Raw genomic sequence first — 24,912 nt, 5'->3', positions numbered from 1 at the left:
TTGATGGACGAAGTGATTCTCATAGACAAACCTCAGGGAATGACTAGCTTTGGGGTGGTAGCGCGCTTGCGACGAGTTTTATCTAATCGGGCGGGAAAGAAGGTGAAGGTTGGTCACACAGGTACGCTTGATCCGTTTGCTACTGGACTAATGATTATTGTGACTGGAAAGAAATGCCGCGAAGCTGAAACTTTCACTAAGTTAGATAAGTGGTACGAGGCGGAAATTATTCTGGGCAAGAATAGTTCGACGGGTGATCCGGAAGGCGAAATTACTGATGTGTCTGATTATGAGCCGAGTTTGGAAGAAGTTCAGCGGGTGGTTAGTCAATTTGTGGGAAAAATTGAGCAGACGCCGCCGATTTTTAGCGCAATAAAAATTAACGGTGAAAGAGCGTATAAATTGGCGCGTGAAGGTAAACAAGTTGAGATTCCTAAGCGTGTGATAGAAATTTACTCATTGGAGTTATTGGCATACGAATATCCCAAATTAAAGATCAGAACTCACGTTTCAAGCGGAACTTATATTCGAACGTTAGCGGTGGATATTGGCGAGAAATTAGGGACGGGCGCGTATTGTGAAAATCTGCGTCGTACGAAAATTGCTGACTATTCTATTGATCAGGCGAAGACTCTGGCGGACTTCGGAATTACTAGCTAATTGCAAAAAACAGAGAAGCTTGGTATAATTACAGAGCTATGATTAGCAAAGAGAATAAAGCGAAAGCAATTGCTTTGACTCAGGTCAATAAAAACGACGTCGGTAGCCCACAGGCTCAGGTGTCAGTTTTGACGGCTCGTATCAAAGAAGTCACAGAGCATTTGAAGGCGAATAAGCACGACTTCATGGCTCGTCGCGGCTTGATCCAAATGGTTGGTAAGCGCAAGCGTTTGCTGAAATATTTGGAGCGAACTGATTTTGAGTCTTACAAAGCAGTTGTTGCCAAATTAGGTTTGCGTAAATAATTTACGTTAAAAACTGCTTAAATCCCCTTTGACGAAAAGGGGATTTTTGTTGTTCTGGCTATTTTTTCAATTTGGCGATAATCACATCTCGTCCGTCGTTTGCGCCGCCCAAAGTGCAGGAGTAAAGAGTTAATTGCGGCTGATCTGTGCGTTGTTCGATTTCTACGGCATCTGGTTTAACGCTTTGTTTTTCGCTGATGACGTAATTGTAACGCACGCCGTTATAGTCAATGATAATTTCATCGCCGACAGTCAATTTATTGATATTATAAAAAGGTGATTTTCTGAGCGTCTGCTGAGGAGTTAATCCCATAATAAAACGGTGCGCAGATAAGACAAAATTGCCGCCATCTTTTGGGTTGCCGTTTTCTGGTTTACGCCACCACGCACCATGTTCCATTGTCTCGGCGCCGCCAGTGCTATAAGGCAAATTTATGTCGATTTTCGGTATATAAAGTCGATTTTCGGTAATTTTATTCTCAGTTTTAGTGATGAGCTGAGTGGTGTGGTTGTCTTTTGGATCGATGTTTTGCGACAAAATAAGGGGTGTGCTGATGAGAGCAAGCAAATAAACTCCGCCAAGAATCATTAAGATTGCGATTATAGTTAAGATATAGCTTTTCCAACTTTTTTGGCGATTTTTTACTGAATCTAGCTGAAGTGACATGAATAAATTATAGCACACTCGTCTGTTAATAAGGTCATGCTAAGCGCGCTCGCGGCTGGCGTTTGGGCTGAGGTTTTAGTATAATATAAGGAGCAATTTGTAACGCGGAAGTGATAGAGATGAGACGACTAAATTGCCAAGTAATTTCATCCCTGTTACTACCGCAAGAAAGGAGCTCTTTATGAGTATTATCAATCCAAGCGGCAAGGAGATTTTTAGTGTTACCACTGATTTTTGTGGTCGGCCGCTGACTTTAGAGGTGAATCGCGTCGGTTTTAGGACGACTGGTAGCGTTTTGGTGCGCTATGGCGACACTGTAGTTTTGGGTAGCGCTCAGGTTAGTCCGCGTCCAGTGCAATTGGATTATTTTCCATTGTCGATTGATTATGAAGAAAAATTTTATGCAGCGGGCAAGATTTCTGGCAGCCGATTTATTAAGCGTGAAGGTCGCCCGAGCGATGAAGCTGTGTTGATTGGTCGATTGATTGATCGTCCGATTCGTCCGCTTTTCCCGAAGGGTTATCGTCAGGAAATCCAAGTTGTCGCGACTGTTTTGAGCATGGATCCGAGTTTCCGTCCAGATGTAATTGCGATGATCGCTGCGTCTAGCGCGTTAATGTTAACCGGTACGCCGTTTGACGGTCCAGTGGCTGGTTTGCGCGTGGGTCGAGTGAATGGCGAATTTAAGGCGTTTTTGACTCCGGAAGAGCGCGAAAAGTCGGATCTTGATTTGGTTGTGGCTGGTATTGAAAGTGGTATAACAATGGTCGAGGCTGGCGCCAAAGAAGTTTCGGAGGACGTTATTGTTGATGCGATGGCGTGGGCTCACCAGATGATACAACCAGCAATTGCCTTACAACGTGAATTGGCGGAAAAAGTTGCGCCAGCGCAGCAGGAATACGATTTAATTTTGCCAGACGAATCAATTCAGCAAACGGTTAACGCGTGGGCTGATGGGAAATTTGGTGAGAAAATACGTCGTCCATATCCAGAGCGCAATGAGATGATTAGCGAAATTCGTTCCGAGTTCCATGAGGCTATGGCGGAAAAATTGGGACTGGACGAGGAAGAATATAGCGAAGTTCGTGGCGATTACGACGAAGCGTTTACTTTGGCTTTGCATAAAGATGTTCGTCGGGGAATTGTTACCGAACGAATTCGTCCTGACGGTCGACAATTGACAGAGATTCGTCCGCTCAGTTCGGAAGTTGGATTCTTGCCGCGCGCTCACGGTTCCAGCTTGTTTACGCGTGGCGTGACTCAGGGAATGAATATTGTGACTTTGGCGCCGCTTAGTTATTCGCAATTGATTGACACTATGGAAATTACCGACGGTGAGCGACGTTATATGCATCATTACAATGCGCCGGGCTATACGGTTGGCGAGGTCAAGCGAATGGGTAGTCCAGGTCGACGTGAGATCGGTCACGGATACTTGGCGGAACGTGCTTTGCTTCCAGTTTTGCCAACGGAAGAAGATTTTCCATACGCTATTCGCTCGGTGACAGAAATTATGAGCCAGAATGGCTCGACTTCGATGGCGGCGACTTGTTCTAGTTGTTTGGCATTAATGGACGCTGGTGTGCCAATTTCAGCTCCAGTGAGTGGAATTGCGATGGGCTTAATGATGGACGGCGATACTCCGTATGTGTTGAGCGATATCGCTGATGCTGAGGACTTTGCTGGCGATATGGACTTTAAGGTAACTGGAACTTCAAAGGGTATTACAGCTCTTCAAATGGATATGAAGGTTCATGGTTTGCCGGTGGCGGTATTGCGTCAAGCGATTGAGCAGAGTAAAGCAGGTCGCGCACATATTTTGGAGCATATGCTTAGTGTGCTTCCAGGGCCTCGTGAGTCGCTTAGTCCGTATGCGCCACGAATTGAGAAGATTAAGATTGACCCAGATAAGATTGGCGTGATTATTGGTAAGGGCGGCGAGACGATCAATAAGATTACTTCGGAGACTGGCGCTGAGATTGATATTAAGGAAGATGGTTTGATTACCGTGGCTAGCCCAGACGGTGCGTCGATTGAAAAGGCTATGAACTGGATTAAGAGTCTGGTTGAGGAGCCAGAAGTCGGCAAGATTTACGAAGGTAAAGTTGTCAGTATTAAAGATTTTGGTGCGTTTGTGAATATACTTCCTGGTGTTGACGGAATGGTTCATATTTCGAAATTGGCGGAACGTCGAGTTGAAAAAGTGACTGATGTCGTGAAAGAAGGTCAAACTGTTCGCGTGAAAATCACTGGAATTGACGAGCGCGGTAAGATCAATTTGACGATGATTGGTTTGTAAATATATAATAGCGAAAGCGTAATTTTAGGAGGGAAATTTATGGACAATAGTAATAACAACAAACCTCAAACACCGCCTCAGCCGCAATTCCAGCAGGTTCAGCAGCCTCAGCCACAACAGCAATTCCCACAACAGCCAGTCGTGGGAACCCCATACCAGATGCCACCAAAAAAGAAAATGAGCAAAGGTGCTTTATGGGGAATTATCGGCGGAATAATTGGGCTAGTCGTAATTATCGTTGGCGTAGTCCTAGCTGTCTTGTTGCTAGGCGGTCCAAGCAAGGCGGATTATAAAGCTGCTGGAGAAAAGTTAAACGAGACAATTGAGATATACAATAAGGCGGCTTCGTCGCTTTCGTACATCTCCACTTCAGAAACTGAAACTTCATTGAAATCCAATCGTGATAAGCTCGCTAAAACAAAGAGCGAAATTAACGACAGATTGACCGAGATAGGTAAAATGAAGGCCGTCACTGGCGACAAAGAGGTTCGCGAAAAGTATGAGGCTCTGAAGAGCAAACTAGAAAAGTTCAATACAGCCGTAGATGCTTTTGGAGAAGTATACGAGAAGATTATGCCAGTGATAATTGAATTTTCTGACGGCAGAAATAGCTCTAACTTTTCTAGCGTAGAAAGCACAATTAAGAAGGCTCGACAGAATCTTAAGAATGTTGACGCTAAGAATGAAACTAATAAAAAGTTTATTAGAGATTTTACTGCCAAGCTAGAAAAAATCGAAAAGATGCTGCCGAAGGTTGCGGAGATGAAGACTGACTATAAAAAGTATAATTCCAACTATATGAGTGAATTTTACGACAGTCTTACCGCGATTCAGAAGCCTATTAATGAATGGACATCGGGAATACAGAAGCTAGCAGAAGAGGGTGAAATTCGCGATGAATTAAATGACCTAGGAACTGTATTGGCAGACAAGGTAAATAAATAGTTTTACTAAAGATCAGAAGCGCCTCGTTTCTTGCGGGGCGTTTTTTGATAGAATAAATATATGGATAAGCAGGCTAAATTGGATGCGTTGGCGGAAGAAATTGTAAAAGAGAAGGTTTGCTCGGATTTGGCGGATCAGGCGACGCAGCTTGTTATGGGCGACGGAAATCCTGATGCTGATATCGTTTTTATTGGCGAGGCGCCGGGGAAGAATGAAGATTTGCAGGGTAAGCCGTTCGTTGGCGCTGCGGGAAAATTCCTTGATGAGATGCTAAAGTCTGCCAATTTACAGCGGTCAGATGTATATATTACTAATATTGTTAAGTATCGTCCACCGAATAATCGCGACCCATTGCCAGAGGAAAAGCGCCAATTTTGGCCATATTTACTCAGGCAATTAGAAATTATCCAGCCAAAGGCCATTTTGACCTTAGGGCGGCACAGTGGCGGTGGGTTTATTCCGGGATTGCAGATCAGTAAAGAACACGGTCGTCCACGTAAAGTGCGTCTGCATGAGTTAGAATTCGTGGTGATTCCGTTATATCATCCAGCCGCTGCGCTTTATAACGGCGGTATGCGTCAGACTTTAATTGACGATTTTATTCAGGCTGTGGAGTTTGTGAAGAATAATAGCGGCGCTTAATTAGGCGATTGTTTGCAAAAGTTTCCCAGGCGTAGTATAGTGGATAGTCGATATCTATTATATCTAAGTCGAGAAAGGATTTGTATGAGATTATCGGGAGCTGTTGAACAGGCGTGCTGCATTATGGCAATTCTGGCGGATCCGAAAAGGACGACGCCGGTAACTAATGATGCGCTGGCGGAAAAGATGCTGGTTTCGCCGACGTACTTGAAGAAAATTAGTCGGAAATTGGTAATAGCAAAGCTAATCACTTCAACGCAGGGAACTGGCGGCGGATTTATTTTAGCGAGAAAAATGAACGAAGTTACGTTGCATGATGTTGTCCTTGCAATTGAGGGAGAGTCGCCATTTTTCCAACCTCAGGGAATTGTTGAGAGGGTTTTTCAATCGCGTCCTCGCCAGGTGGAAATTGGCATGAATATGATAGAAAAAGTTTTTTCTGAAGCACAGGAAAAGTGGAGTGAATATTTGAAAACTGTGACGCTGGAAGATGTCGCAAAGGAGGTTGCACATGATTAAAAATAAGATGTTACGAGCCGAGTGGAAGCATTTGTTTAGTAATAAAATATTGCTAATATCCATGGCTGTGATTTCGTTTATCCCGATTTTATATAGTGGATTTTTCCTAGGCTCAATTTGGGATCCGTATGGACAAACAAAAAACTTGCCGGTGGCGTTTGTGAATGAAGATAAGGGCGCCAGCTTAAATGGCAAATCGCTGAATGTAGGCGAATCTATCGAGAAAAAATTGAAAGATAATCACGATTTGGGTTGGGAGTTTGTCAGTAAACAACAAGCAGACGAAGGCGTGAATAGCGGGCATTTTTATGCAGTGGTAACTATTCCGTCCGATTTTTCGCAGAAAGTGGCGTCAATTACCGAATCTGAACCTCAGCAAGCGGTTATTAATTTTACAACCACGCCAGCGAAAAACTATATCGGTTCGCTAGTCAGTAATCAAGCTGCCGCAAAGGTTAAATCTTCGGTGTCTGAACAAATCACCCAGGCGTACGCTAAGGGAATTTTGGAGAATTTGGACAAGCTTGGCATAGGACTGGATACGGCAGCTAACGGCGCGTCAACTTTGCACGACGGATTAGGGCGATTGCAATCTGGCACACAAACATACGTTGGCGGCGTTAAGCAACTAGCAGTAAACCAGCAATCCTTGACTGGCGGACTGGCGCAACTCAGTGACGGTTCCCGTAAATTGCAGGCGGGATTGGGGCAATTGTCGAACAATTTGCCGACCGAATCTCAATTGTCACAATTATCTGACGGCATGAAAAAATTGCAATCGGGCATAAATCAATTAAACGCCAGCGTGAGTAATCCATCGCCAGCGCTCGTGGCTCAGCAAAACAAGGTAGAAACGACCGCGCAAACTTTGGCGCAAACAATGCGAGCTTCGGAGTCCGACTTGTCGGCGGCGGGCGATACTTTGCGGACTTTGGGTGCGCAAGCAGCCGCTCCTGGTGGCAATTCTACGACGACGATAAGTTTGCCGCAAATTAGCAATATTTCTCGAGCATTCACGAAAACTCAGACGATTATCGCACAGATGGGGACGCTACGTGAAGATCTTCAAGCGCTAAAACAGCAACTATCAGCGCAACAAACGCAACTTCAGGCTGGAGTTTCTACATTGAATAACGGCGTCAATCAATTGGCACCAAACGCAATCACCGCATTTAACGGCTATAACAGCGTGCGATTTGCGAACAATCAATTATTGGTGGGCTCGGCAAGCTTAACAAACGGCTTAAGCGAAGCAAAATCGGGCAGTCAAAAATTGGCGAATGGCGCGAGTTTATTAGAAAGTCGCTCGAGCGCGTTAATTGATGGAACTTCGCAACTGGCAAACGGCGCGGATGCGCTGGCGAATAAATTGGCGGACGCTTCTAATCGCGTAAAAATTCAACCAACTGGCGCTACGACTCAGCAGCAAATTGCGAATCCAGTGAAGTCGGAAATGACCGAAAAGGGCAATGTTCCGAACTATGGCTACGCTTTGTCGCCGTATGTTTTGTCGCTAAGTTTGTTTGTTGGGGCAATTGTCCTGAACGTTATTTATCCGATTCGCAAAACTTTTTCCGAACAGGAAAGTGCGATTCGTTGGTGGCTATCTAAAGCTTCGGTGGCTGGTGTGGCGGCCTTTATGCAAGCAACGATTTTGATGTTGGTGATGGTGTTTTTCTTAGGGCTAACTCCAGAACATCCAGCGCATTTCATCGGGGCAATTTATCTGACGTCGTTTGCGTATATGTCGATTGTGTCGCTTTTGGTGATTGTTTTGGACAATCCAGGGCGGTTCCTGGCGATGGTTCTTTTGGTGCTTCAATTGGGCTCCAGCGAAGGAACATTCCCAATTCAAACCGCCAATGGATTTTTCCAAGCAATTAATCCGCTAGTGCCGATGACTTACTCGATTCGCGCATTGCGCCAGGCTATTTCGGGCGGGCTAGATAACACATTTTACGGCGGCAGTATGTGGGTTTTGGTTGGATTCTTGTTGGTGGCTAATTTATTGACAATCGGCTTCTTTGCTTATCGCGGCAAGCGTAAATTCGCACACACGTCGGTGGATGGCGATGATTAATTAACCTCTGTTATAAAACATTGTTCTTTGACAAAAAATGAGCGGTTTGCTAATATAAGAGTACTAACTAGAGGAATTTACATCAGTTCACCTCTATACCTGGTTTTTGAATTATATTGTAATAAAAAAGGAGTATAACAATATGGGTCAGCGGCGACTAGCAACACCGCAAAAAGACGACGCCAACAAGCGTCCGCAGTCAAAGAAAAGTAACAATGCAGTTTTGAATAGTACAACTACTCGCAAGGGTGAGGTTTTTAGAGCTCAGCGACGAACAAGTGAGAATGTTAATCTCAGGGCTTCACAGCACTTGATTGATATTCCTGTAAATAAGTCGGTTTATAACGGATATGGCGGTGAGCAATTTAGCGCCAAAATGCAACCAAAACCTGTTCGCGGCGGTCAGCCGAAGCTTCGGATTATTCCAATTGGTGGTGTGGGCGAAATGGGAATTGGTAAGAATATGAACGCCATCGAATATGATGATGAGATTATCATCGTAGATATGGGTTTCCTGTTCCCGGGCAGTGATTATCCAGGCATCAATTACATCACGCCAGATATTACTTGGCTGGAAGAGAATAAGCATAAGATTAAGGCGCATGTATTTACGCACGGACATCTTGACCACATTGGTTCGTTCCGTCACTTCATTCATCGTATTCCAGCGCCAGTTTATGGCTCTAAGTTTACGATTGGCATGCTTGATCGAACGATGGACGATTCAGAAGTGGATTTCAAGCCGGATTATCGAGTGATGGATCCGCTGAGTCACGAAATTGTTCAAGTTTCTAAGCATTTTTCAATCGAACTGGTGCGAGTTAACCACTCAATTCCTGATTCTACGGCGGTGATTATTCGAACTCCAATGGGCGTGATTGTCGATTCTGGTGACTGGCGATTTGAGGAAAGTCCGGTTGACGGTCAGAAGTTTGACCTTGAGCGACTAACTGAAGTTGCTTCAAAAGAAGGCATTTTGATGTTTATGAACGAGTCGACTAACTGTGAGTCGGCTGGTACGCACACGCACACGGAGTTTGATATTCAGTATTCCATCGGTCAGGTGATGGACAAGTTTAGTAATAGTCGAGTAATTTTAAGTTGTTTCTCATCGCAGGTGCATCGCTTGCAATTAATTTTGGAAGAGGCGCATAAGCACGGACGTAAGGTGGCGTTTGCTGGATTTTCGATGATTCAAAACCTGGAAGTGGCGTTGCGTTCGGGGACGATTAAGATTCCTAAAGACACCATCATGAAGATGGAAGATATTGTTAAATTGCCAGATAATCAAATTGCTGTAGTTTGTACTGGCTCGCAGGGCGAATTTAACGCCGTCTTAAATCGCATGGCGACGGGCGCTCATAAATATATGAAGATTAAGGGCTCGGATGTTGTAGTGTTTAGTTCAAATCCAATTCCTGGCAATGAAAAAAGCGTGGTGCGAACGGTTGACGGTCTGATGCGTGAGGGCTCTGATGTTATTCAAAACGGAAAGACTCACTTAACAGGTGTCGGTCCGTTGCACTTGTCGGGTCACGGCTATTATGACGATCATGTCAAATTGATCAATGCGCTTAACCCAACTTATTACATGCCAATTCACGGTGAATTCCATATGTTGGTACATAATGCTAGATTGGCGGAAAAGGAATGTGGAATTCCTCGCAAGAATATTTTTGTGTGTGATGCTGGAGATATTATTGAAATTGATATCGAAAGGCAAGCAAAGAAGGCTGGGCGAATTCACGTTGGTGGAGTGATGTATGATGATACTGGTGCAATTGTTTCTGAGGTTGTATTGAAAGATCGCATTCACATGTCGCAAGAGGGAATGTTTGTTGTGGTGCTGACCGTACAGCGTGGCACGGGACGATTATTGACTAGTCCAGACATTATTTCTCGCGGATTTATTTACTTGCGCGACTCTGAAGAATTGATGAATATGATTCGTCAATACTTGAAGCAAAAAGCGGCGCGTAGTTTTTCTGGCAAATATGATTTGGACGTGATCAAAAAAGAAATTAAAGATGAGATTACGCATATATTGTACGATCAGACTCGCCGAACACCAATTGTTATTCCGGTGATAAACGAAGTTGGTGGCTTGAAGTCTGTAAAGTCGGAAGCTACGCCAGCTCATTCTGTTTCAAAATCGCCAGCGCGCGGTAAGAGACCCACCTCGGGCGAGTCAAAAATGACTCTTCCAACTGCGCCGCGTCGTCGTTTCCCGCAGCGCCAAGTGCCAGATACTGAAGCAAATGACACAAAAGCCAGAGAGCGACAGAACGTACGCCCGTACTAGGGTTCTAGATTGATTTTACTAGTTAATTATGCTATAATACTAAGCACATTAAATTGATTTTTATATCTGTTAATAAGTGTAAAATCAGTGTATAATAAAAATGATTATGGCAAAAAAACGAAAGAGCACGAAAAAATCTACACCGGCCAAGCCTCAACATAGTTTGCCGGCGGGTTTTTGGTCGCAAGTTGGCGCGGTGATGCTTATTCTTTTGTCGCTACTACTCGTCGTGTCGTGGTTTGGCGTCGGTGGTCCGGTTTTACAGTGGATTGATATGGCGACTGTAAAAACTATTGGCTATACAGCGTACGCCTTGCCGATATTGCTGATTTATTTGGCGGTTGAGACTTTCCGAGCGGAAGAGAATCAATTACCCGCAGTGGTGAAATTTGCGGCAATTCTGGAAATTGTGTGGTTTTCTGGATTGTTTGGGCTAATGAAGACGTCTTCGCATCCGAATTCTGGTGGATTTGTGGGCGATATATTGAATACGGCAACCTTGAAAATGGTAGATTCGGCAATTGCTGTGATTATTTATCTGGTTTTGGCGTTTATAACAGTTCTATTTATTACTCAGACGTCACCGTTTACGGTTTTCAGTAAACTTTGGGAGATGATTAAGAGCAATACCAAGGAGGACGATGATAATCGTTCTATTATGAAGAAGGCGTCAATTGCTCAGACAGCAGAAGAAGAGAAAAAGACTGACCTGGGAGAAATTAAGCTGAACGCTGGTGTGCCAATAATTGATACAGCCAAAGAGAAAAAGAGTCTATTGAAGAAAGTAGATAAGCCGGAAAAGGTCAATGAAGAACAGGCTTTGGTGGCAACTCGTGATCCGAATTGGGAAGCGCCAAGCTTGGATCTATTAGAGAAGAACGAAAGCGGTGCTGATGCTGGAGATACGCGCCAGAACGCCCAAATAATTCACGATACGCTGGCTGAATTTAATATTGAGGCGGCGATGGGCGACATTAATGTTGGTCCAAAAGTCACGCAATACACTCTAAGACCACCAAGTGGGGTTAAATTGACGCGAATTACGGCGCTGGAAACTAACATTGCGCTTAATTTGGCGGCACAAAGTTTAAGGATTGAGGCGCCAATTCCTGGTCAGCGAGCGGTTGGTATTGAGGTGCCTAATCGTAAGGCTGCCGAGGTGCGACTACGAAGTACGTTGTCATCAAAACAGTGGGCTGCTACTCGTGATCCTTTGAGTTTTGGAATTGGTAAAGATATATCTGGTCAAGTTGTTGTGGGTGAACTGGGGAAGATGCCTCATTTGTTGATTGCTGGACAAACGGGTTCTGGTAAGTCTGTGATGATTAATACTTTGCTGTGTAGCTTGCTATATCGCAATAGTCCGAGTGATATGAAGTTGATTTTGGTTGACCCGAAGCAAGTTGAAATGGCGCCGTACGCCGATATTCCACATCTTCTTACGCCAGTTATTAATGAACCAGAGAAGACCATTTCAGCTTTGAAGTGGGCGGTGAATGAGATGGAGCGCCGCTACAAGTTGTTGGCAGGCGAGAAAATCCGTAATATTAAGGAATACAACAAGAGACTGCAGTCGCGCGCTAAGAAGATTGCGATTGCTGATGAAAATGGCAATGTTCAGGAGCATGAAGATGGATCGATGCCATATATTGTGATTGTGGTGGACGAGATGTCTGACCTTATGATGATGGCTAAAAAGGATGTTGAGACGTTAATTGTTCGATTGGCGCAGAAATCGCGAGCGGTTGGTATTCACTTGGTATTGGCAACGCAGCGTCCTAGTGTGAACGTGATTACCGGTTTGATTAAGGCAAACGTGCCGGCGCGAATTGCCTTTACGGTGGCTAGCCAGGTTGACAGTATAACAATTCTAGACCAATCTGGCGCTGAGAAATTATTGGGTCAAGGAGATATGCTATTTTACGTAACGAGTATGAGCAAACCAAAACGTATTCAGGGCGCCTGGGTGACTGATGATGAGGTGAATAAAATTGCCGATCATTTGCGTATGCAGATGGCTCCGCAGTACAACGACGAAGTGGTGGCTCAGCCAGTTCAACTGGATGGCAAGGGTGGCGTCGTGATGGACTTATCTGAAGGTGGCGACGATAAGTTTAAGGACGCGGTTCGTGTGGTGGTCGAACGACGCAAGGCCTCAACAAGTATGCTGCAAACGCGCCTGGGAATTGGTTATCAACGAGCAGCGCGAATTATTGAAGAGATGGAAGAGCGGGGAATCATTGGTCCGCAGAATGGTTCTAAGCCACGTGATGTTTTGATTTCTAGTCCAGAAGAACTTGATGAATTGCTGGCGGAATAGCAATTGCTACGATTTATCAGTGGTAAGATTGGCAATATTAGCTGTTTAGTGATATAATAGTGATTGAATATTAACCTAAGCTTGTGTGAGACAGCATAAGCATCCGTAAATGGATTCCAGAGGAGGAAACATGAACGAATACGAGCTAACTGTTCTTATTCACCCGGATTTAGAGGCTAATCTAGATTCAGCGTTGGATAAGGTACGTGGTTTAATCACTGCTAACGGTGGTGAAATTACCAAAGAAGAAAACTGGGGCAAGAAAAAATTGGCCTACACAATCAAGCGTGAAGACTTTGCAGTTTACGTTTGCTTTGAGGTTAAATTGCCAGCACCAGCTTTGTTGAAGATTTCAAATACGCTTAATATTACTGACGAAGTATTGCGCTACCTATTGGTAAAAACTGATGAAAAAACTCGTCAAGCATTAAGCGAGCAAAAAGCACGCAACGAAGAATCTGATTCAAGCGAATCAAGTAAATAAGCCTAACTGCCGTAAGGTAAAAGAGGGGATAGAATATGGCACGAAGTATCAATCAAGTGATTTTGTTGGGTAGATTGACACGCGATCCAGAACAGCGAACAACTGCTTCTGGCAAGAACGTAGTTAGTTTCAGCATTGCTGTTGATCGACAATCTCAAGACGATCAGGCTGACTTTTTCAATATCACAGCCTGGGATAAACTTGGTGATTTGGTAATGCAATATCTAAGCAAAGGTCGTCGGGTCTTGATCCAAGGACGACTGCGACAGGATAGCTGGGAAGATAAGGATACCGGTAAAAGACAGAGTCGAATTGAAGTCACTGCTTCAGATGTAACGTTCTTAGACGGTCCAAGCGGCGACAATTCAGGTTCTGCAGCACCAAAGACTACTAAAAAAGAGGAAGTCGTAACGGAAATTGACGATAAGCCAATTGACCTAAGCGAAATTCCATTCTAATAAGGAGATTAAAATGGCACAATTGAAGAAAAATCCACCGATTATTTTTGACTATAAAGATGTAAAAACTTTGCAACGTTACATCAATGTTTACGGTCAAATCGAGCCAATCAGCAAGACTGGTTTGAGCGAAAAGCAACAGCGAAGCTTGGCAGTAGCAATTAAGCGTGCTCGCCACTTGGCTTTGTTACCATTTGTCAGCAGCAACTAGGAACGTTTAATGTGCAATATCTCGTTGCTATGATATATTTGGCAGCGAGATATTTTATTGGAAAGGAGAAAATATGTATCAGCCAACTGATTTAAAGAAAGGCGTAGTTTGTCAAATTGACGGCAAGCCATATCGCGTCGTAGAATACGGCCAAAAAGTTATGGGTCGTGGTGGTTCGATTGTTAACGTGAAATTGAAAAACCTAATTGACGGAAGTGTTATTCCAAAGACTTTCAAGGGTCAGGAGCGAATCGAAGCGGCGGAAGTAAATAATAAAACTGCGCAATATTTGTATAACGACGGCGACAAGTTCTATTTCATGGATCCGACTAGCTTTGAGCAATTTGAGCTGGCTGCGGAAATCGTGGACGACGCTAGTAAATACCTGAAAGAAGGCGATGAATTAAGCCTTCAATTCTTCGACGGTCGAGTGATCAACGTTGAACTACCAAAGAACAAATATCTGGAAGTTACCTATACGGAAGATGTGGTTAAGGGTGATACGACTTCATCTGTACTAAAAGACGCTACTTTGGAGACAGGGCTAGTTGTCAAAGTTCCAGCGTTTATCAAGCAGGGCGATATTATTAGCGTTGACACATCCACTGGTGAATATCGCGAGCGAAAGAAATAGTCATATTTAATGAAACAGCGATTAGATAAAGCTCTGGTCGAGCGTGGTTTGGCGACAACAAGGTCTCAGGCGGATAATTTTATTCGCCTGGGCTATGTTTTTTTGAATAAGAAAATTGTCCAGAAATCAGGAACTATGGTGTCTGATTCGGACGAGATAAAGCTTGAGAAAAAGGAAACTTATGTTTCGCGGGCTGGCTTAAAGCTAGCAAGCGTGGCAGAATATTTTCATCTTAATTTTCAGGATAAAACTGTTCTGGATATCGGCTCGAGTACGGGCGGATTTACTGACTATTCGCTGCGTCATGGCGCCAAAAAGGTCTTTGCTGTTGATGTTGGAACGGATCAACTTCATCCAAGTTTGAGACCGAATCCAAAAATTGCTCTTTATGAAAAAACTGATATTCGTGATTTTTATGCAGATGAAGCAATTGACATTATTGTGGGAGATGTGTCGTTTATATCTCTGAGGGAAATTTTGCCGCACGTGGCAGAAAATTTGATGAATACAAATACAATATTGGTTGCTATGGTGAAGCCTCAATTTGAGGCGGGGCGACATCAGGTTAATAAGGGTATTATTAAAAACGATAAAGTTCGTCGACAGATTTTATCCGATTTTGAAGATTGGGCGAAAAAGTATTTTGTTATCTTAGATAAAAAAGATAGTGAAGTGGCTGGCAGTAAGGGCAATCTTGAGCGATTTTATAAATTGAAATTAGCTAAACGTTAAACCTAAACTCAACAACGTCATTCGGTTGCATAACGTAAGTTTTTCCTTCGGTGCGAATTTTACCGTTTTCACGAGCCTTAACTTCCGATCCCGCTGCGACTAAATCGTTAAAATCAACAATCTGTGCGGCAATAAATCCGCGTTCAAAATCCGAGTGAATAACGCCCGCAGCTTGCGGTGCAGTCCAGCCTTTGTGAATTGTCCAAGCGCGGACTTCTTTTTCGCCCGCAGTTAAGTAGCTTTGTAATCCGAGCGTATCGTAGGCTGCGTGAATAAGTTTGGCGAGTCCAGTTTCCTTGACGCCGTAGCTTTCTAATAGCTCTTTGGCGTCATTTTCAGATAAGCCCTTCAATTCTTCTTCCAGTTTTGCACAGACAAAGACGGTTTTTGCAGGACTTACGAGTTCGGTCAATTGACTCTGTAGATCGGAATTGTTCAATCCTTCCTCGTCGACATTAAACGCATAAATTACTGGCTTGGCGGTGAGTAAATGTAGGTCGGAAATTGCCTCAAAATCCACATCTGACAGGGCGGAAATTGGTACGCCTTTTTGTAAATTGTCGATTAAAGACTGCAGGTATTCAACTTTTTGGCGAGCTTTTGGGTTTGCTTTGGCTTCTTTTTGAAGCTGGGGCAGGCGTTTTTCAAGAGTTTGCAAATCAGCCAGAATAAGCTCAGTATTTATAACCTCAATGTCTTTCTTAGGGTCAATTGGCGCTTCATCATGGCGCAGAATCTTTGAATTCTCAAATGCACGAACAACATGAATAATTGCGTCGCACTCTCTGATGTTGTGAAGAAACTTATTACCCAAACCTTCACCCTTAGACGCGCCAGCAACTAGCCCCGCGATATCGACGAAAGTGACGGTGGCTGGAATAATTTTTTGCGCGTGATAAAGATCGGCTAAAATTTGCAGGCGATTATCTGGCACGGGAACAATTCCTGTGTTCGGCTCAATTGTCGCAAACGGATAATTAGCTGCCAAAATATCATTATTTGTTAAAGCGTTAAAAAGTGTCGACTTGCCAACATTTGGTAAACCAACGATTCCAATAGATAAACTCATATATTTATTATATCATCTGCGGAATCTTTGATATAATTATAAGCATGAGAAGAAAATACTCATTGCCTAAGGTGGGCATGCTGGCAATAGTAGTGGCTTTGGCTATTTCGGTAACGGCTTTTTTTATCTATACATATGCGGCGCCAAGCTCGCCAAATTGGACGATAACTGGTAAATCTTGGGTTACTAAGCAATTTAATAAATCAGATACCACTAACTTTGGGTCTAATTGGATGGTTGCTCCAGGAAGATTAAAGAATGTGAAGCCCGGAGATACGGTTGATTGGTGGCATAGTCTTTTTGTCAGCGGCGGGCCTACTGACAATGTCGTGACTGGCGTACAGCAAGATGTGTTCGATTTAAGCTCAAATCAGCCGATGGATAATGATGTCAGTCTGAACGACAGGGGGGCTTGGCATAATGAAGATCCTCGATGGTTTAACGTTATGACAGATTGGAAGGATTATGCTTGGAAGCGAATGAATAATCCAGCGGGAGTGGATTATCACACTACCTCTATGGAGGCATTAAACGGTAAATCTCGGCTTGAGGATCTTCATGGCGAGCTTGGAAAAAATAAATTCATGTATACACGAGTCATTAAAAGAGAGGATATGGGCAAGCGTATCTGTCAGCGAATTTATTGGAGCAAGCGCAATTCTTTGCCAGTTTCGGGATGGGGCTATTCGCAGTATGCGTGCGTAGAGGTTCCATATGATTATGATGTAGAGCCTTCGGTCAGTGTTAACTCGGATTACATTGACGCAGAAAATGTCACGAAAATTGAGGGAATAAATGCTGGGTTGAATAATAAGGGCACGTCAAAAACTCAAAATTCTTCGTATGCACTTGCGCGGTTTGTTGTCAGAGGGGCTGAAGTATCGGGACTTACCGGCAAGAGCGATGTGGTTTCGTTGCCTGGGGGTACTGTCGATAATGATTGGCCGTGCGCAATTGTGCGACTGATTAAAGGACAATATAAAGATAGCTTGAATATTGATAGTGGCGCGTGTGGAAAAATTGTTCAAAACACCGGCAATCAATTAAACACTGGTCAGACTCCAGTGGCTACAAATCAGATAGATAATCTGGATAGAGTTAAACTAAGCGCTAACGACAGTCTATGTTATGTGGTTATGGTCAGTAATTACAACGGTTCGGCACCTTCGACGGATTTTAAATACGCGGTTAAGTGTATCAGGTCGTCAAAAAGACCAAAGGTCCAGGTTTGGGGCGGTGATATTAAGACTGATAAAGAAGTTATTACTAGCAAGACATCAAATAATGTGAATGTTCCTGATGAGAATCTTAGTCGAATTGAGTTAGATAAGACCTCTATACGAGCAAAGGGGTTGTGGGGTACAGGTTTAGACAAAGATGGTAATAAAATTGGAGGTAATGTTCATTTTAGCCCTGGTGAATACGGCTTTAAGGGGGGCAACGACGCCGATCTGCACTGGTCTATAGTATGTGCTGAGGATCAGTATGGCGGCAATGGAAACCAGAGAGCATATAAGAAGTCTACTGGACAGCCAGATTATCTTCCGAGCTGTCATGGTGACGCGACCAACCTAAAAGACGACTATCAAGCCAGAACGGTCGTAACGACACAGTGGCGCAATCCTAGTGGAGGCGATGTATTGAGAGATGGTTATATTACATGTACACCCGATTCTATGTATCACGATATAGTCGGTGACGCATCTCTCGTCTATAATCCTGATTATTGCAAGAGGGGCGTTTGGAGAACATCTGACTCTGCAAAGTGGATTAGTATAAATAGTTTTGGCCGGCATACGCATTCTAATAGTAAACCAGATCCAGCGAATCTAAACTGTCGGGATGATACTCGCCCTATAACAGAAGTTATCTCGTGCTCGAATACGTATGTCTTTAGGTTAAAAGGTATTAATTTAGGAGAGCTAAAAGATGCTAAAAAGCTGGAGATTGGTTTTAGTGGAGCCGTAGATAACTATGTTCGAGTGAAAATTAATGGTCATGAAATGAAGGTGTTGGGTAATGAAAACGGCGCAAGACCTGAGGGAACCCAGTATTCCGGTTGGGGTTTTCCTGGTTATGTTGTAAATTCCCGGTTTACTGCTGAGACACAGCCGGGCACTGTTTTATACGAGAATAACAACTTCATCGATATTTATGTAAAATCTAACCCATCGCATATGGGGCTACTGATCGAGGATATATCATTAGCCTATAAGATGGCTTATACAAATCAGAATGTGTACGGCTCTTGGGGTGAATATGGAATTATTGCTAACGGCAAGGCGGATTCGGCTTCGGGGGCTGGATTGTCATCGTCGTTTAATGGTCGCTCAGGAGTGACGCCGCGTGACTATAATAAGCTAACTTTCGCCAATATTCCAAAGTTTGGTAATTTCAGCAGTACCAGTTCAGTTCCAGATAATTTTACTTTACCGTCAGTTCGCGGGGCGAGAGGTAATATCTCTGGCAATGTAGATGTGAATAGTCTAGCTTCGGGTGAATATAGCGCTGGAAACGTAACCTTAACGGGGTCAAAATTAAGCGTAGGCAAGAGTATAGTCATAAAGTCCTCGGGTGTAGTTAGGATTTCGGGTGATTTGCTATACACAGACACGAATGATGTGCGCCAATTGCCACAACTAATTATCTATGCGAAGAATATTATTATAGAGTCTTCGGTTGGGGAAGTGAATGCTTGGTTGATTACTCAGAAAGACGGATATGTTAGTACTTGTGGTGTGGTAATTAGCGATGGAGATTGGCTGAGTGGAGTTTCTGAATCTTCTTGCGGTAAACAGCTGAAGGTTAACGGGCCAATTAAAACTGGACACTTATTCTTGCGACGAACGTACGGCGGAAAACATGCTTCATCTGCAAAGAATGATCCGAACATGCATCCTGGAACTCCAGCAGAAATCATCAATTTGAGGGCTGACACTTATATTTGGGCTTACAATAATTATCGAAACACTGGCGCGATTAGTACGATGAATGTTCGCGAATTGCCGCCAAGATATTAAAAGTTTGCAAATTAAAACGCTAATGTATATAATTGTTATTAGTTATGAAATTAGCAAAAGGGTTGGGCGAATTCTTCGGACTAGACATCGATACGAATGCGGTGCGGGTGGTTCAATTGTCTCGTACTGGCGCGGGATGGAGTTTGTCGCATTACGGTTATACGCCAGTTGATTCTAAAATAACGAGCGGCGATTCTCCAGAGTCTAAGCGACGTTTGGGTGAGGCTATTATGACCGCTGTTGGTCAAGCCGGAATTAAGACGTCTAATGTGGCTGTTGGTTTGCCGTCAAATAAGACGTTTTCTACTATTATTGACGTGCCGAAAGTTCCTGAGCAAGAACTAAAGGCGATGATGAAATATCAAATTGACCAATATATCCCAATGTCTTTGGATGAGGCAGAAGTTGACTGGGCTTTATTGGGTGATAGCTTGCACGCTCAGAATCAGTATGAGATTTTGCTGACAAGTACAGCGAAGTCTTATGCGGAAGAACGTCTGGAATTAGTTGAAAATCTTGGCTTCAATGTGATTGCCGAAGAGCCAAACGCTATTGCTATGGTTCGCTCTTTATCGGCTACCGATTCTCAGGATGCGCGTTTGATTATCAATATGGGCGAAAATTCAACGGATTTGGCGGTTGTCTACAACGGGGCGCCGCGGCTTATTCGTATGATTCCAACTGGGCTTTCGTCTTTGGTTCGATCGGCGGTTCAGAATCTTAGCGTCCAGGAAGATCAAGCTCGTCAATTTATTTTGAAATTTGGTTTGGCGCCGGATAAATTGGATGGTCAAGTGTTAAGGGCTATTGATTCAACTCTCGACAATTTTTCTTCAGAGCTAGTGAAATCTATAAAGTTTTTCCAAACTCGATATCCAAGCGTAGCGGTTTCTGGAATTTTGTTATCAGGGTTTGGTTCAGCTATCCCGCAACTTGATGGATATGTGATGAATAAAACTGGAGTCCAGTCAATTGCCGCAGATCCGTGGCAGCGTGTTCAAGTTTCTCAGTCGGATCAACAGCAATTGGCGCCGATTGCTTCAGAATTCGCTATTGCCGTAGGTCTGGCACAAAGGAGTAATATGTCATGATTGAGATAAATCTTCTCCCAAACGTTAAACGCGAGCTATTGAAGACTCGGGTTATGCGCAATCGGGTTATTTCGATATCGTTCTTGGTAGGCGGTGCTTCGATTGCGGCAGTAGTTGTTTTTGCGTTGATTTTGGGCAGCCAAATTGCAGCCGAGGCGGTACAGAACGGAGTTATTCAAGATAGGAACGATAAATTGATGGCGGTCGAAGATCTCAATAAGGTTGTAACGATTCAACATCAATTGACAAAGATCAATGAGCAACATTCTGGAAAGAAGATTAATTCAAGGATTTTTGATGTTGTAACGGCGGTTAATCCGGTTGCACCAAATAATGTTAGTTTTTCGGATATAAAAGTCAATCCTGGGTCAAAAACTATTACTCTGGAGGGTAGCGCGGTTAATGGCTATAGTGCGTTAGAGACCTTAAAGAAAACCATCTTGAATACGAAGGTCCAGACTACTGACGGTGATAAAAGTTCCGAGGTTAGTCTGACTAAGGAGATAAAAGATGGCGATACTAGTTTTGGTGAGAACTCAGAAGGTAAAAAAGTGTTGCAATTCTCGTTCTCGTTTGAATACGCAGAAGAATTACTAGCGCCTGCAAATAATGGCACAGTTTCCGTATTGACGCCGACTGGTAAGGTTGATGTGACAGATTCACGTCAGGGAATTCCGGATAGCTTGTTTAAGAGTAACTCGAAAAAACAGGAGAAGAAATAATGGCGACCGATAATAAAGAAGTTGCAATACGCAAGCGGCAACAGATTGACTCATCGAAAAAGACTATGTTTATTTTTGTGGCTTCTGCGGCATTTTTGGCGGGAATTGCGCTTGTTGTGAGCATATTTTTGGTGCAACAAATTGTATTTCATTCGAAGATTCTTCTGGAGAAGCAAAATACAATTTCTCGTTTAGACAAGAATTTATCGTCTATTGACGAGTTAAAGAAGAATATCCGAGTTTTAGACACGAACACTGCTCTTAACTCTATAAAATCAAGCAGCGAAAGTAATGCTCTTCAGACGATACTGGATGCATTGCCGGATAATGCGAACGCCGATGCTCTTGGTGCTTCATTGAAGAATAAATTTATTGACACGACTACTGGTGTGACTATTCAAAATCTGACCGTTGCTCAATCTGGATCTGATAGTGAAAGCTCTGAGCCAACGTCTGAAAATGCCATATCATTTACTATGGAAGTGAGCGGTCCGGCTGAAAAATTAAAAGAATTGTTAACTAAGTTAGAGGCGTCTATTCGAGTCATTGACCTAAAGACCGTGGAAATCCAGCGAAATGAGGATAGATTGAGTTTGGTGGTTCGAGGTGTCGCTTATTACGAGCCAGCACAAACAATACAATTAGAGAATAAGGTGGTTAAGCCATGAAGAAAACAGACATAGCAATGGTAATATTGATCGCGGGCGTGGGTGTGGCAATCGGCTATATTGTCGCCTCTAACATCTCGTTCTTAAAAGTCCCAGAATCTGGCACGAAAGTACAGACTATTCGAGAAATATCGCCTGACGTAGAAAAACCAAACCCAGCGATTTTTAATAATAATGCGATAAATCCAACTGTTGAAATATTCGTAGGTCAAGATGCAGCCAAATAGAGAAGGGGTGTAAATGGCTTTACTGACGGACGACATCCAAGATAAGTTGATCGAGCTGCTCGTGAACGAGGGGCTTATTGAGAAGTCTGTCATTGATGATGCCTTAAAGCGCGCTTCTGAGAGCGGCAAGCCGTTATTTAGCTTGCTTAGTGAAGAGGGGTTGCTTGACAATGAGCTATTAGTTCATGGTGTGGCTCAAGTTTCGGGCGTGCCGTATGTCAATCTGTCGAATAGTGTCATTAGCCAGGATATTTTATCTCTATTGCCGTCCGACGTTGCTGAGAGATTTATGGCTGTGCCGCTGGCCGAAGTTCAGAACCGACTAGCAGTAGCGATGATCGACGCGAATAATGTTCAAGCGGTGGACTATTTGTCGAATCGCATCCAGCGTCCGATAAAAGTATTTATGGCTTCGGAAGAGAGTGTTCGTCACGTCTTGGATCAATATAAGACTGACTTGTCGTCTGTTAATGTGGCTGCACAGGCTTCACAGGAAGAGTCTTTGTCGGAGGCTGGCAATATTAAAACGATTGTCCAAGATTCACCGATATCGCGAGCGTTGTCGACAATTTTGGAATACGCAGTAAAGAGTCACGCATCCGACGTGCATATTGAGCCATTAGAGAAGGCTTTGAAGATTCGTTGTCGCGTTGACGGTGTTTTGCGTGAAATAATGCAGCTTCCAAAGAGCATTGAGCCGGCGTTAGTTAGTCGTATTAAGATTCTTTCCAATTTGAAGATTGACGAGCATCGCATTCCTCAGGATGGTCAATTTGCGGTTAACGTCGCAGGTAAAGAGGTTGACCTTCGTATTGCTATCTCTCCTGTCGTTTGGGGTGAGCAGGTGGTTATTCGTCTGCTTGATAAGAGTGGAAGTTCTTTCAATTTGGAAGATATGGGCTACGCTGGGCGTGCATTAAGAACGATCCGTAAGGGAATTAAGCGACCAAATGGAATGATTTTGACGTCGGGTCCAACTGGTTCTGGTAAGTCAACGAGTTTGTACGCGTTGATTAAAGAGATTAAAGACGACGCTGTGAATATTGTGACGCTTGAAGATCCGGTTGAGTATAAGATGGATGGCGTCAATCAGATTCAGGTGAACGCGGAAGTTGGCTTGACGTTTGCTTCTGGGCTGCGCTCAATTTTGCGTCAAGACCCAGACATTGTGATGGTTGGTGAGATTCGCGATAATGAAACAGCAAATTTGGCTATTCAGGCGGCTTTAACGGGGCACTTGGTTTTCTCGACGCTTCACACTAATTCCGCCGCTGGAGTTTTGCCGCGTCTGTTAGATATGGGAATTGAGCCATTTCTTATAGCTAGCACGGTTAATACAATTATTGGTCAGTGTTTGGTGAGGCGAGTGGCGCGCCGTCGAGATATTTATCAATCATCACCACTGGAAACGCAGGCAATTCGCGAGGCGGTTGGTGGATTATTGCCGCAAACAAGGGAGCAGGTTGCTCAATACGCGCAAGATTTGGGATATGAAAGTTTGCCACTAGCGACGCAGGCGTCGTTTGCCTTGGCAAAAGGAAAAGATACGCCGCAAACTCCTCGCGGTTATGCTGGACGAGCTGGTTTGTATGAGGTCATGGATATTACTGAAGAGATTCAGAATTTGATTGTTAAGCGCGCAACTTCAGCGGAAATCCAGCGAACGGCAATTCAGCAAGGTATGATTACGATGCGTCAAGATGGTTATCTGAAGGCGTTGAACGGAATAACGACAATAGAAGAAGTTAATAGAGTAGCGGCGGATACCGCGTAAAAGGAGGAAATATGAATAATCAAGAATTGCGAATTGAGATTTTGCTGGAAGAAGTCGTTAAGAAGCGAGCTTCGGACCTTCATATTCAAGTTGGTTTGCCACCAATGCTACGAATTGACGGTGCGCTTATGCCAGCCGCCGGAACTCAGCCATTGGACGAGCCTGCAGTTGAGAGATTGGTATTTCAGATTCTTGATGAAGATCAGCGGCAGATTTTGCTAAAAGATAAGGAATTCGACTTTTCGTTTGCGTTTGGTACACTGGGGCGATTCCGAGTTAACGCCTTCCATGAGCGTGGCAATTTGGCTGCAGCTCTACGCTTGATTCCAAATGAAATTAAGTCGGCGTCTGAACTGGGTATGCCACCAGTTGTTAATACGTTTGCGGATTTTCCTCGTGGTTTGGTGCTAGTTACTGGTCCAACTGGTTCCGGTAAGTCAACGACTTTGGCGGCGCTGGTTGATAAAATTAATTCTGAGCGCTCACAACATATTATTACCATTGAAGACCCTATCGAGTTTACTCACAAGTCGAAAAAATCAGTGGTAGTTCAGCGGGAAGTTCACTACGATACTTATTCGTTCTCTGCGGCTTTGCGCTCGAGCCTTCGCCAAGACCCAGATGTTGTGTTGATTGGTGAGATGCGCGACCTCGAGACGATTTCAGCAGCGATTACAATTGCCGAAACTGGACACTTGGTGTTTGCAACGCTACACACAAACTCTGCCGCACAATCAATTGACCGTATGATTGACGTGTTCCCGCCACACCAGCAGCCACAGATTCGCGCTCAGCTCAGTAATATTTTGATGGCAATTTGTTCGCAGCGACTAGTTCCGGCTATCGGCGGTGGACGAGTCGTGGCGGCAGAGGTTTTGATTGCTAATCCAGCGGTGCGCAACATTATTCGCGAAGGTAAATCTCACCAATTGGATGCCGTGATCCAGACTGGTGCTGATCAGGGAATGCAGACGATGGATCGAACTTTGGCCAATTTGGTGCAGAACGGTACGATTACGTACGATAGTGCTCGTGAATTTGCTGTCGATTTGACGGAATTTGAGAGGTTGATGAGGGGGTAAT

Annotated in this window: 23 protein-coding genes; 21 read left to right on the top strand and 2 right to left on the bottom strand. The window is 43.9% G+C overall.

Annotated features, from left to right (window positions below; genetic code table 11):
- Nucleotides 1-3: 3 nt before the first annotated feature.
- On the top strand, nt 4-660 hold the full coding sequence (gene truB, locus LRM45_RS01415) for a tRNA pseudouridine(55) synthase TruB (protein WP_243826444.1): 657 nt from the start codon (nt 4-6) through the stop codon (nt 658-660).
- A 38-nt stretch (nt 661-698) separates the two neighbouring features.
- Nucleotides 699-965, top strand: a complete 267-nt coding sequence (gene rpsO / locus LRM45_RS01410) for a 30S ribosomal protein S15 (protein WP_129632131.1) — start codon at nt 699-701, stop codon at nt 963-965.
- 58 nt (nt 966-1,023) lie between these two features.
- Here rpsO and LRM45_RS01405 read toward each other — a convergent pair whose 3' ends face one another.
- Nucleotides 1,024-1,632, bottom strand: coding sequence for a sortase (locus LRM45_RS01405; protein ID WP_243826443.1), 609 nt, complete (start codon nt 1,630-1,632; stop codon nt 1,024-1,026).
- Nucleotides 1,633-1,813: 181 nt separating this feature from the next.
- Here LRM45_RS01405 and pnp point away from each other — a divergent pair, with 181 nt between their 5' ends.
- From pnp to LRM45_RS01345, 12 genes are all read left to right on the top strand, one after another.
- Nucleotides 1,814-3,931, top strand: coding sequence for a polyribonucleotide nucleotidyltransferase (pnp, locus tag LRM45_RS01400; protein ID WP_243826442.1), 2,118 nt, complete (start codon nt 1,814-1,816; stop codon nt 3,929-3,931).
- A 39-nt stretch (nt 3,932-3,970) separates the two neighbouring features.
- A complete protein-coding gene (locus LRM45_RS01395; RefSeq protein WP_243826441.1) occupies nt 3,971-4,876 on the top strand; it encodes a hypothetical protein in 906 nt (301 codons plus the stop codon).
- Between the two features lie 60 nt (nt 4,877-4,936).
- Nucleotides 4,937-5,518 carry a uracil-DNA glycosylase gene (locus LRM45_RS01390; RefSeq protein ID WP_243826440.1) on the top strand — a complete coding sequence of 194 codons (582 nt, stop codon included), beginning with the start codon at nt 4,937-4,939 and terminating at the stop codon, nt 5,516-5,518.
- Nucleotides 5,519-5,602: 84 nt separating this feature from the next.
- Nucleotides 5,603-6,037, top strand: a complete 435-nt coding sequence (locus LRM45_RS01385) for an RrF2 family transcriptional regulator (protein ID WP_129632149.1) — start codon at nt 5,603-5,605, stop codon at nt 6,035-6,037.
- Nucleotides 6,030-8,117, top strand: coding sequence for a YhgE/Pip family protein (locus LRM45_RS01380; protein WP_243826439.1), 2,088 nt, complete (start codon nt 6,030-6,032; stop codon nt 8,115-8,117). Before LRM45_RS01385 ends, LRM45_RS01380 begins: the two co-directional genes overlap by 8 nt.
- A gap of 142 nt (nt 8,118-8,259) precedes the next feature.
- Nucleotides 8,260-10,419, top strand: a complete 2,160-nt coding sequence (locus LRM45_RS01375) for a ribonuclease J (RefSeq protein WP_243826438.1) — start codon at nt 8,260-8,262, stop codon at nt 10,417-10,419.
- A gap of 106 nt (nt 10,420-10,525) precedes the next feature.
- Nucleotides 10,526-12,739, top strand: a complete 2,214-nt coding sequence (locus LRM45_RS01370) for an FtsK/SpoIIIE family DNA translocase (protein ID WP_243826437.1) — start codon at nt 10,526-10,528, stop codon at nt 12,737-12,739.
- Between the two features lie 130 nt (nt 12,740-12,869).
- A complete protein-coding gene (gene rpsF / locus LRM45_RS01365) occupies nt 12,870-13,223 on the top strand; it encodes a 30S ribosomal protein S6 (protein WP_243826436.1) in 354 nt (117 codons plus the stop codon).
- A 35-nt stretch (nt 13,224-13,258) separates the two neighbouring features.
- Nucleotides 13,259-13,681 (top strand): single-stranded DNA-binding protein, encoded by a 423-nt coding sequence (locus LRM45_RS01360; RefSeq protein ID WP_129634765.1) that lies wholly within the window; start codon nt 13,259-13,261, stop codon nt 13,679-13,681.
- A gap of 13 nt (nt 13,682-13,694) precedes the next feature.
- Nucleotides 13,695-13,892 (top strand): 30S ribosomal protein S18, encoded by a 198-nt coding sequence (gene rpsR / locus LRM45_RS01355; RefSeq protein ID WP_129634767.1) that lies wholly within the window; start codon nt 13,695-13,697, stop codon nt 13,890-13,892.
- 73 nt (nt 13,893-13,965) lie between these two features.
- Complete coding sequence (efp, locus tag LRM45_RS01350; protein WP_129632170.1) at nt 13,966-14,526, top strand: elongation factor P; 561 nt, start codon at nt 13,966-13,968, stop codon at nt 14,524-14,526.
- A gap of 9 nt (nt 14,527-14,535) precedes the next feature.
- Entirely contained in the window at nt 14,536-15,258 is a 723-nt protein-coding gene (locus LRM45_RS01345; RefSeq protein WP_243826435.1) for a TlyA family RNA methyltransferase, read from the top strand.
- On the opposite strand, the gene ychF is transcribed toward LRM45_RS01345, so the two are convergent.
- Nucleotides 15,248-16,327: a redox-regulated ATPase YchF gene (gene ychF / locus LRM45_RS01340; RefSeq protein WP_129637481.1), complete on the bottom strand. Its 1,080-nt coding sequence runs from the start codon at nt 16,325-16,327 to the stop codon at nt 15,248-15,250. The genes LRM45_RS01345 and ychF overlap by 11 nt on opposite strands.
- 44 nt (nt 16,328-16,371) lie before the next feature.
- Between ychF and LRM45_RS01335 the strand changes: the two genes are divergently transcribed.
- The 7 genes from LRM45_RS01335 to LRM45_RS01305 are packed head-to-tail and all read left to right on the top strand — an operon-like array spanning nt 16,372 to nt 24,911.
- Entirely contained in the window at nt 16,372-19,347 is a 2,976-nt protein-coding gene (locus LRM45_RS01335; RefSeq protein WP_243826434.1) for a hypothetical protein, read from the top strand.
- Nucleotides 19,348-19,391: 44 nt separating this feature from the next.
- Nucleotides 19,392-20,438: a type IV pilus assembly protein PilM gene (gene pilM / locus LRM45_RS01330; RefSeq protein ID WP_243818976.1), complete on the top strand. Its 1,047-nt coding sequence runs from the start codon at nt 19,392-19,394 to the stop codon at nt 20,436-20,438.
- On the top strand, nt 20,435-21,160 hold the full coding sequence (locus tag LRM45_RS01325; protein ID WP_243826433.1) for a PilN domain-containing protein: 726 nt from the start codon (nt 20,435-20,437) through the stop codon (nt 21,158-21,160). Before pilM ends, LRM45_RS01325 begins: the two co-directional genes overlap by 4 nt.
- Nucleotides 21,160-21,828: a hypothetical protein gene (locus LRM45_RS01320; RefSeq protein WP_243826432.1), complete on the top strand. Its 669-nt coding sequence runs from the start codon at nt 21,160-21,162 to the stop codon at nt 21,826-21,828. Before LRM45_RS01325 ends, LRM45_RS01320 begins: the two co-directional genes overlap by 1 nt.
- Nucleotides 21,825-22,055: a hypothetical protein gene (locus tag LRM45_RS01315; RefSeq protein ID WP_129636905.1), complete on the top strand. Its 231-nt coding sequence runs from the start codon at nt 21,825-21,827 to the stop codon at nt 22,053-22,055. The genes LRM45_RS01320 and LRM45_RS01315 overlap by 4 nt, the downstream gene beginning before the upstream one ends.
- Before the next feature lie 13 nt (nt 22,056-22,068).
- Complete coding sequence (locus tag LRM45_RS01310; RefSeq protein ID WP_243826431.1) at nt 22,069-23,829, top strand: GspE/PulE family protein; 1,761 nt, start codon at nt 22,069-22,071, stop codon at nt 23,827-23,829.
- Nucleotides 23,830-23,840: 11 nt separating this feature from the next.
- Nucleotides 23,841-24,911 (top strand): type IV pilus twitching motility protein PilT, encoded by a 1,071-nt coding sequence (locus LRM45_RS01305; RefSeq protein WP_243818980.1) that lies wholly within the window; start codon nt 23,841-23,843, stop codon nt 24,909-24,911.
- The last annotated feature ends 1 nt before the right edge of the window (nt 24,912 follow it).

The organism is Candidatus Nanosynbacter sp. TM7-057 (assembly GCF_022828295.1).
GTDB lineage: Bacteria > Patescibacteriota > Saccharimonadia > Saccharimonadales > Saccharimonadaceae > Nanosynbacter.
This window is presented reverse-complemented; position numbering and strand designations above follow the sequence as displayed.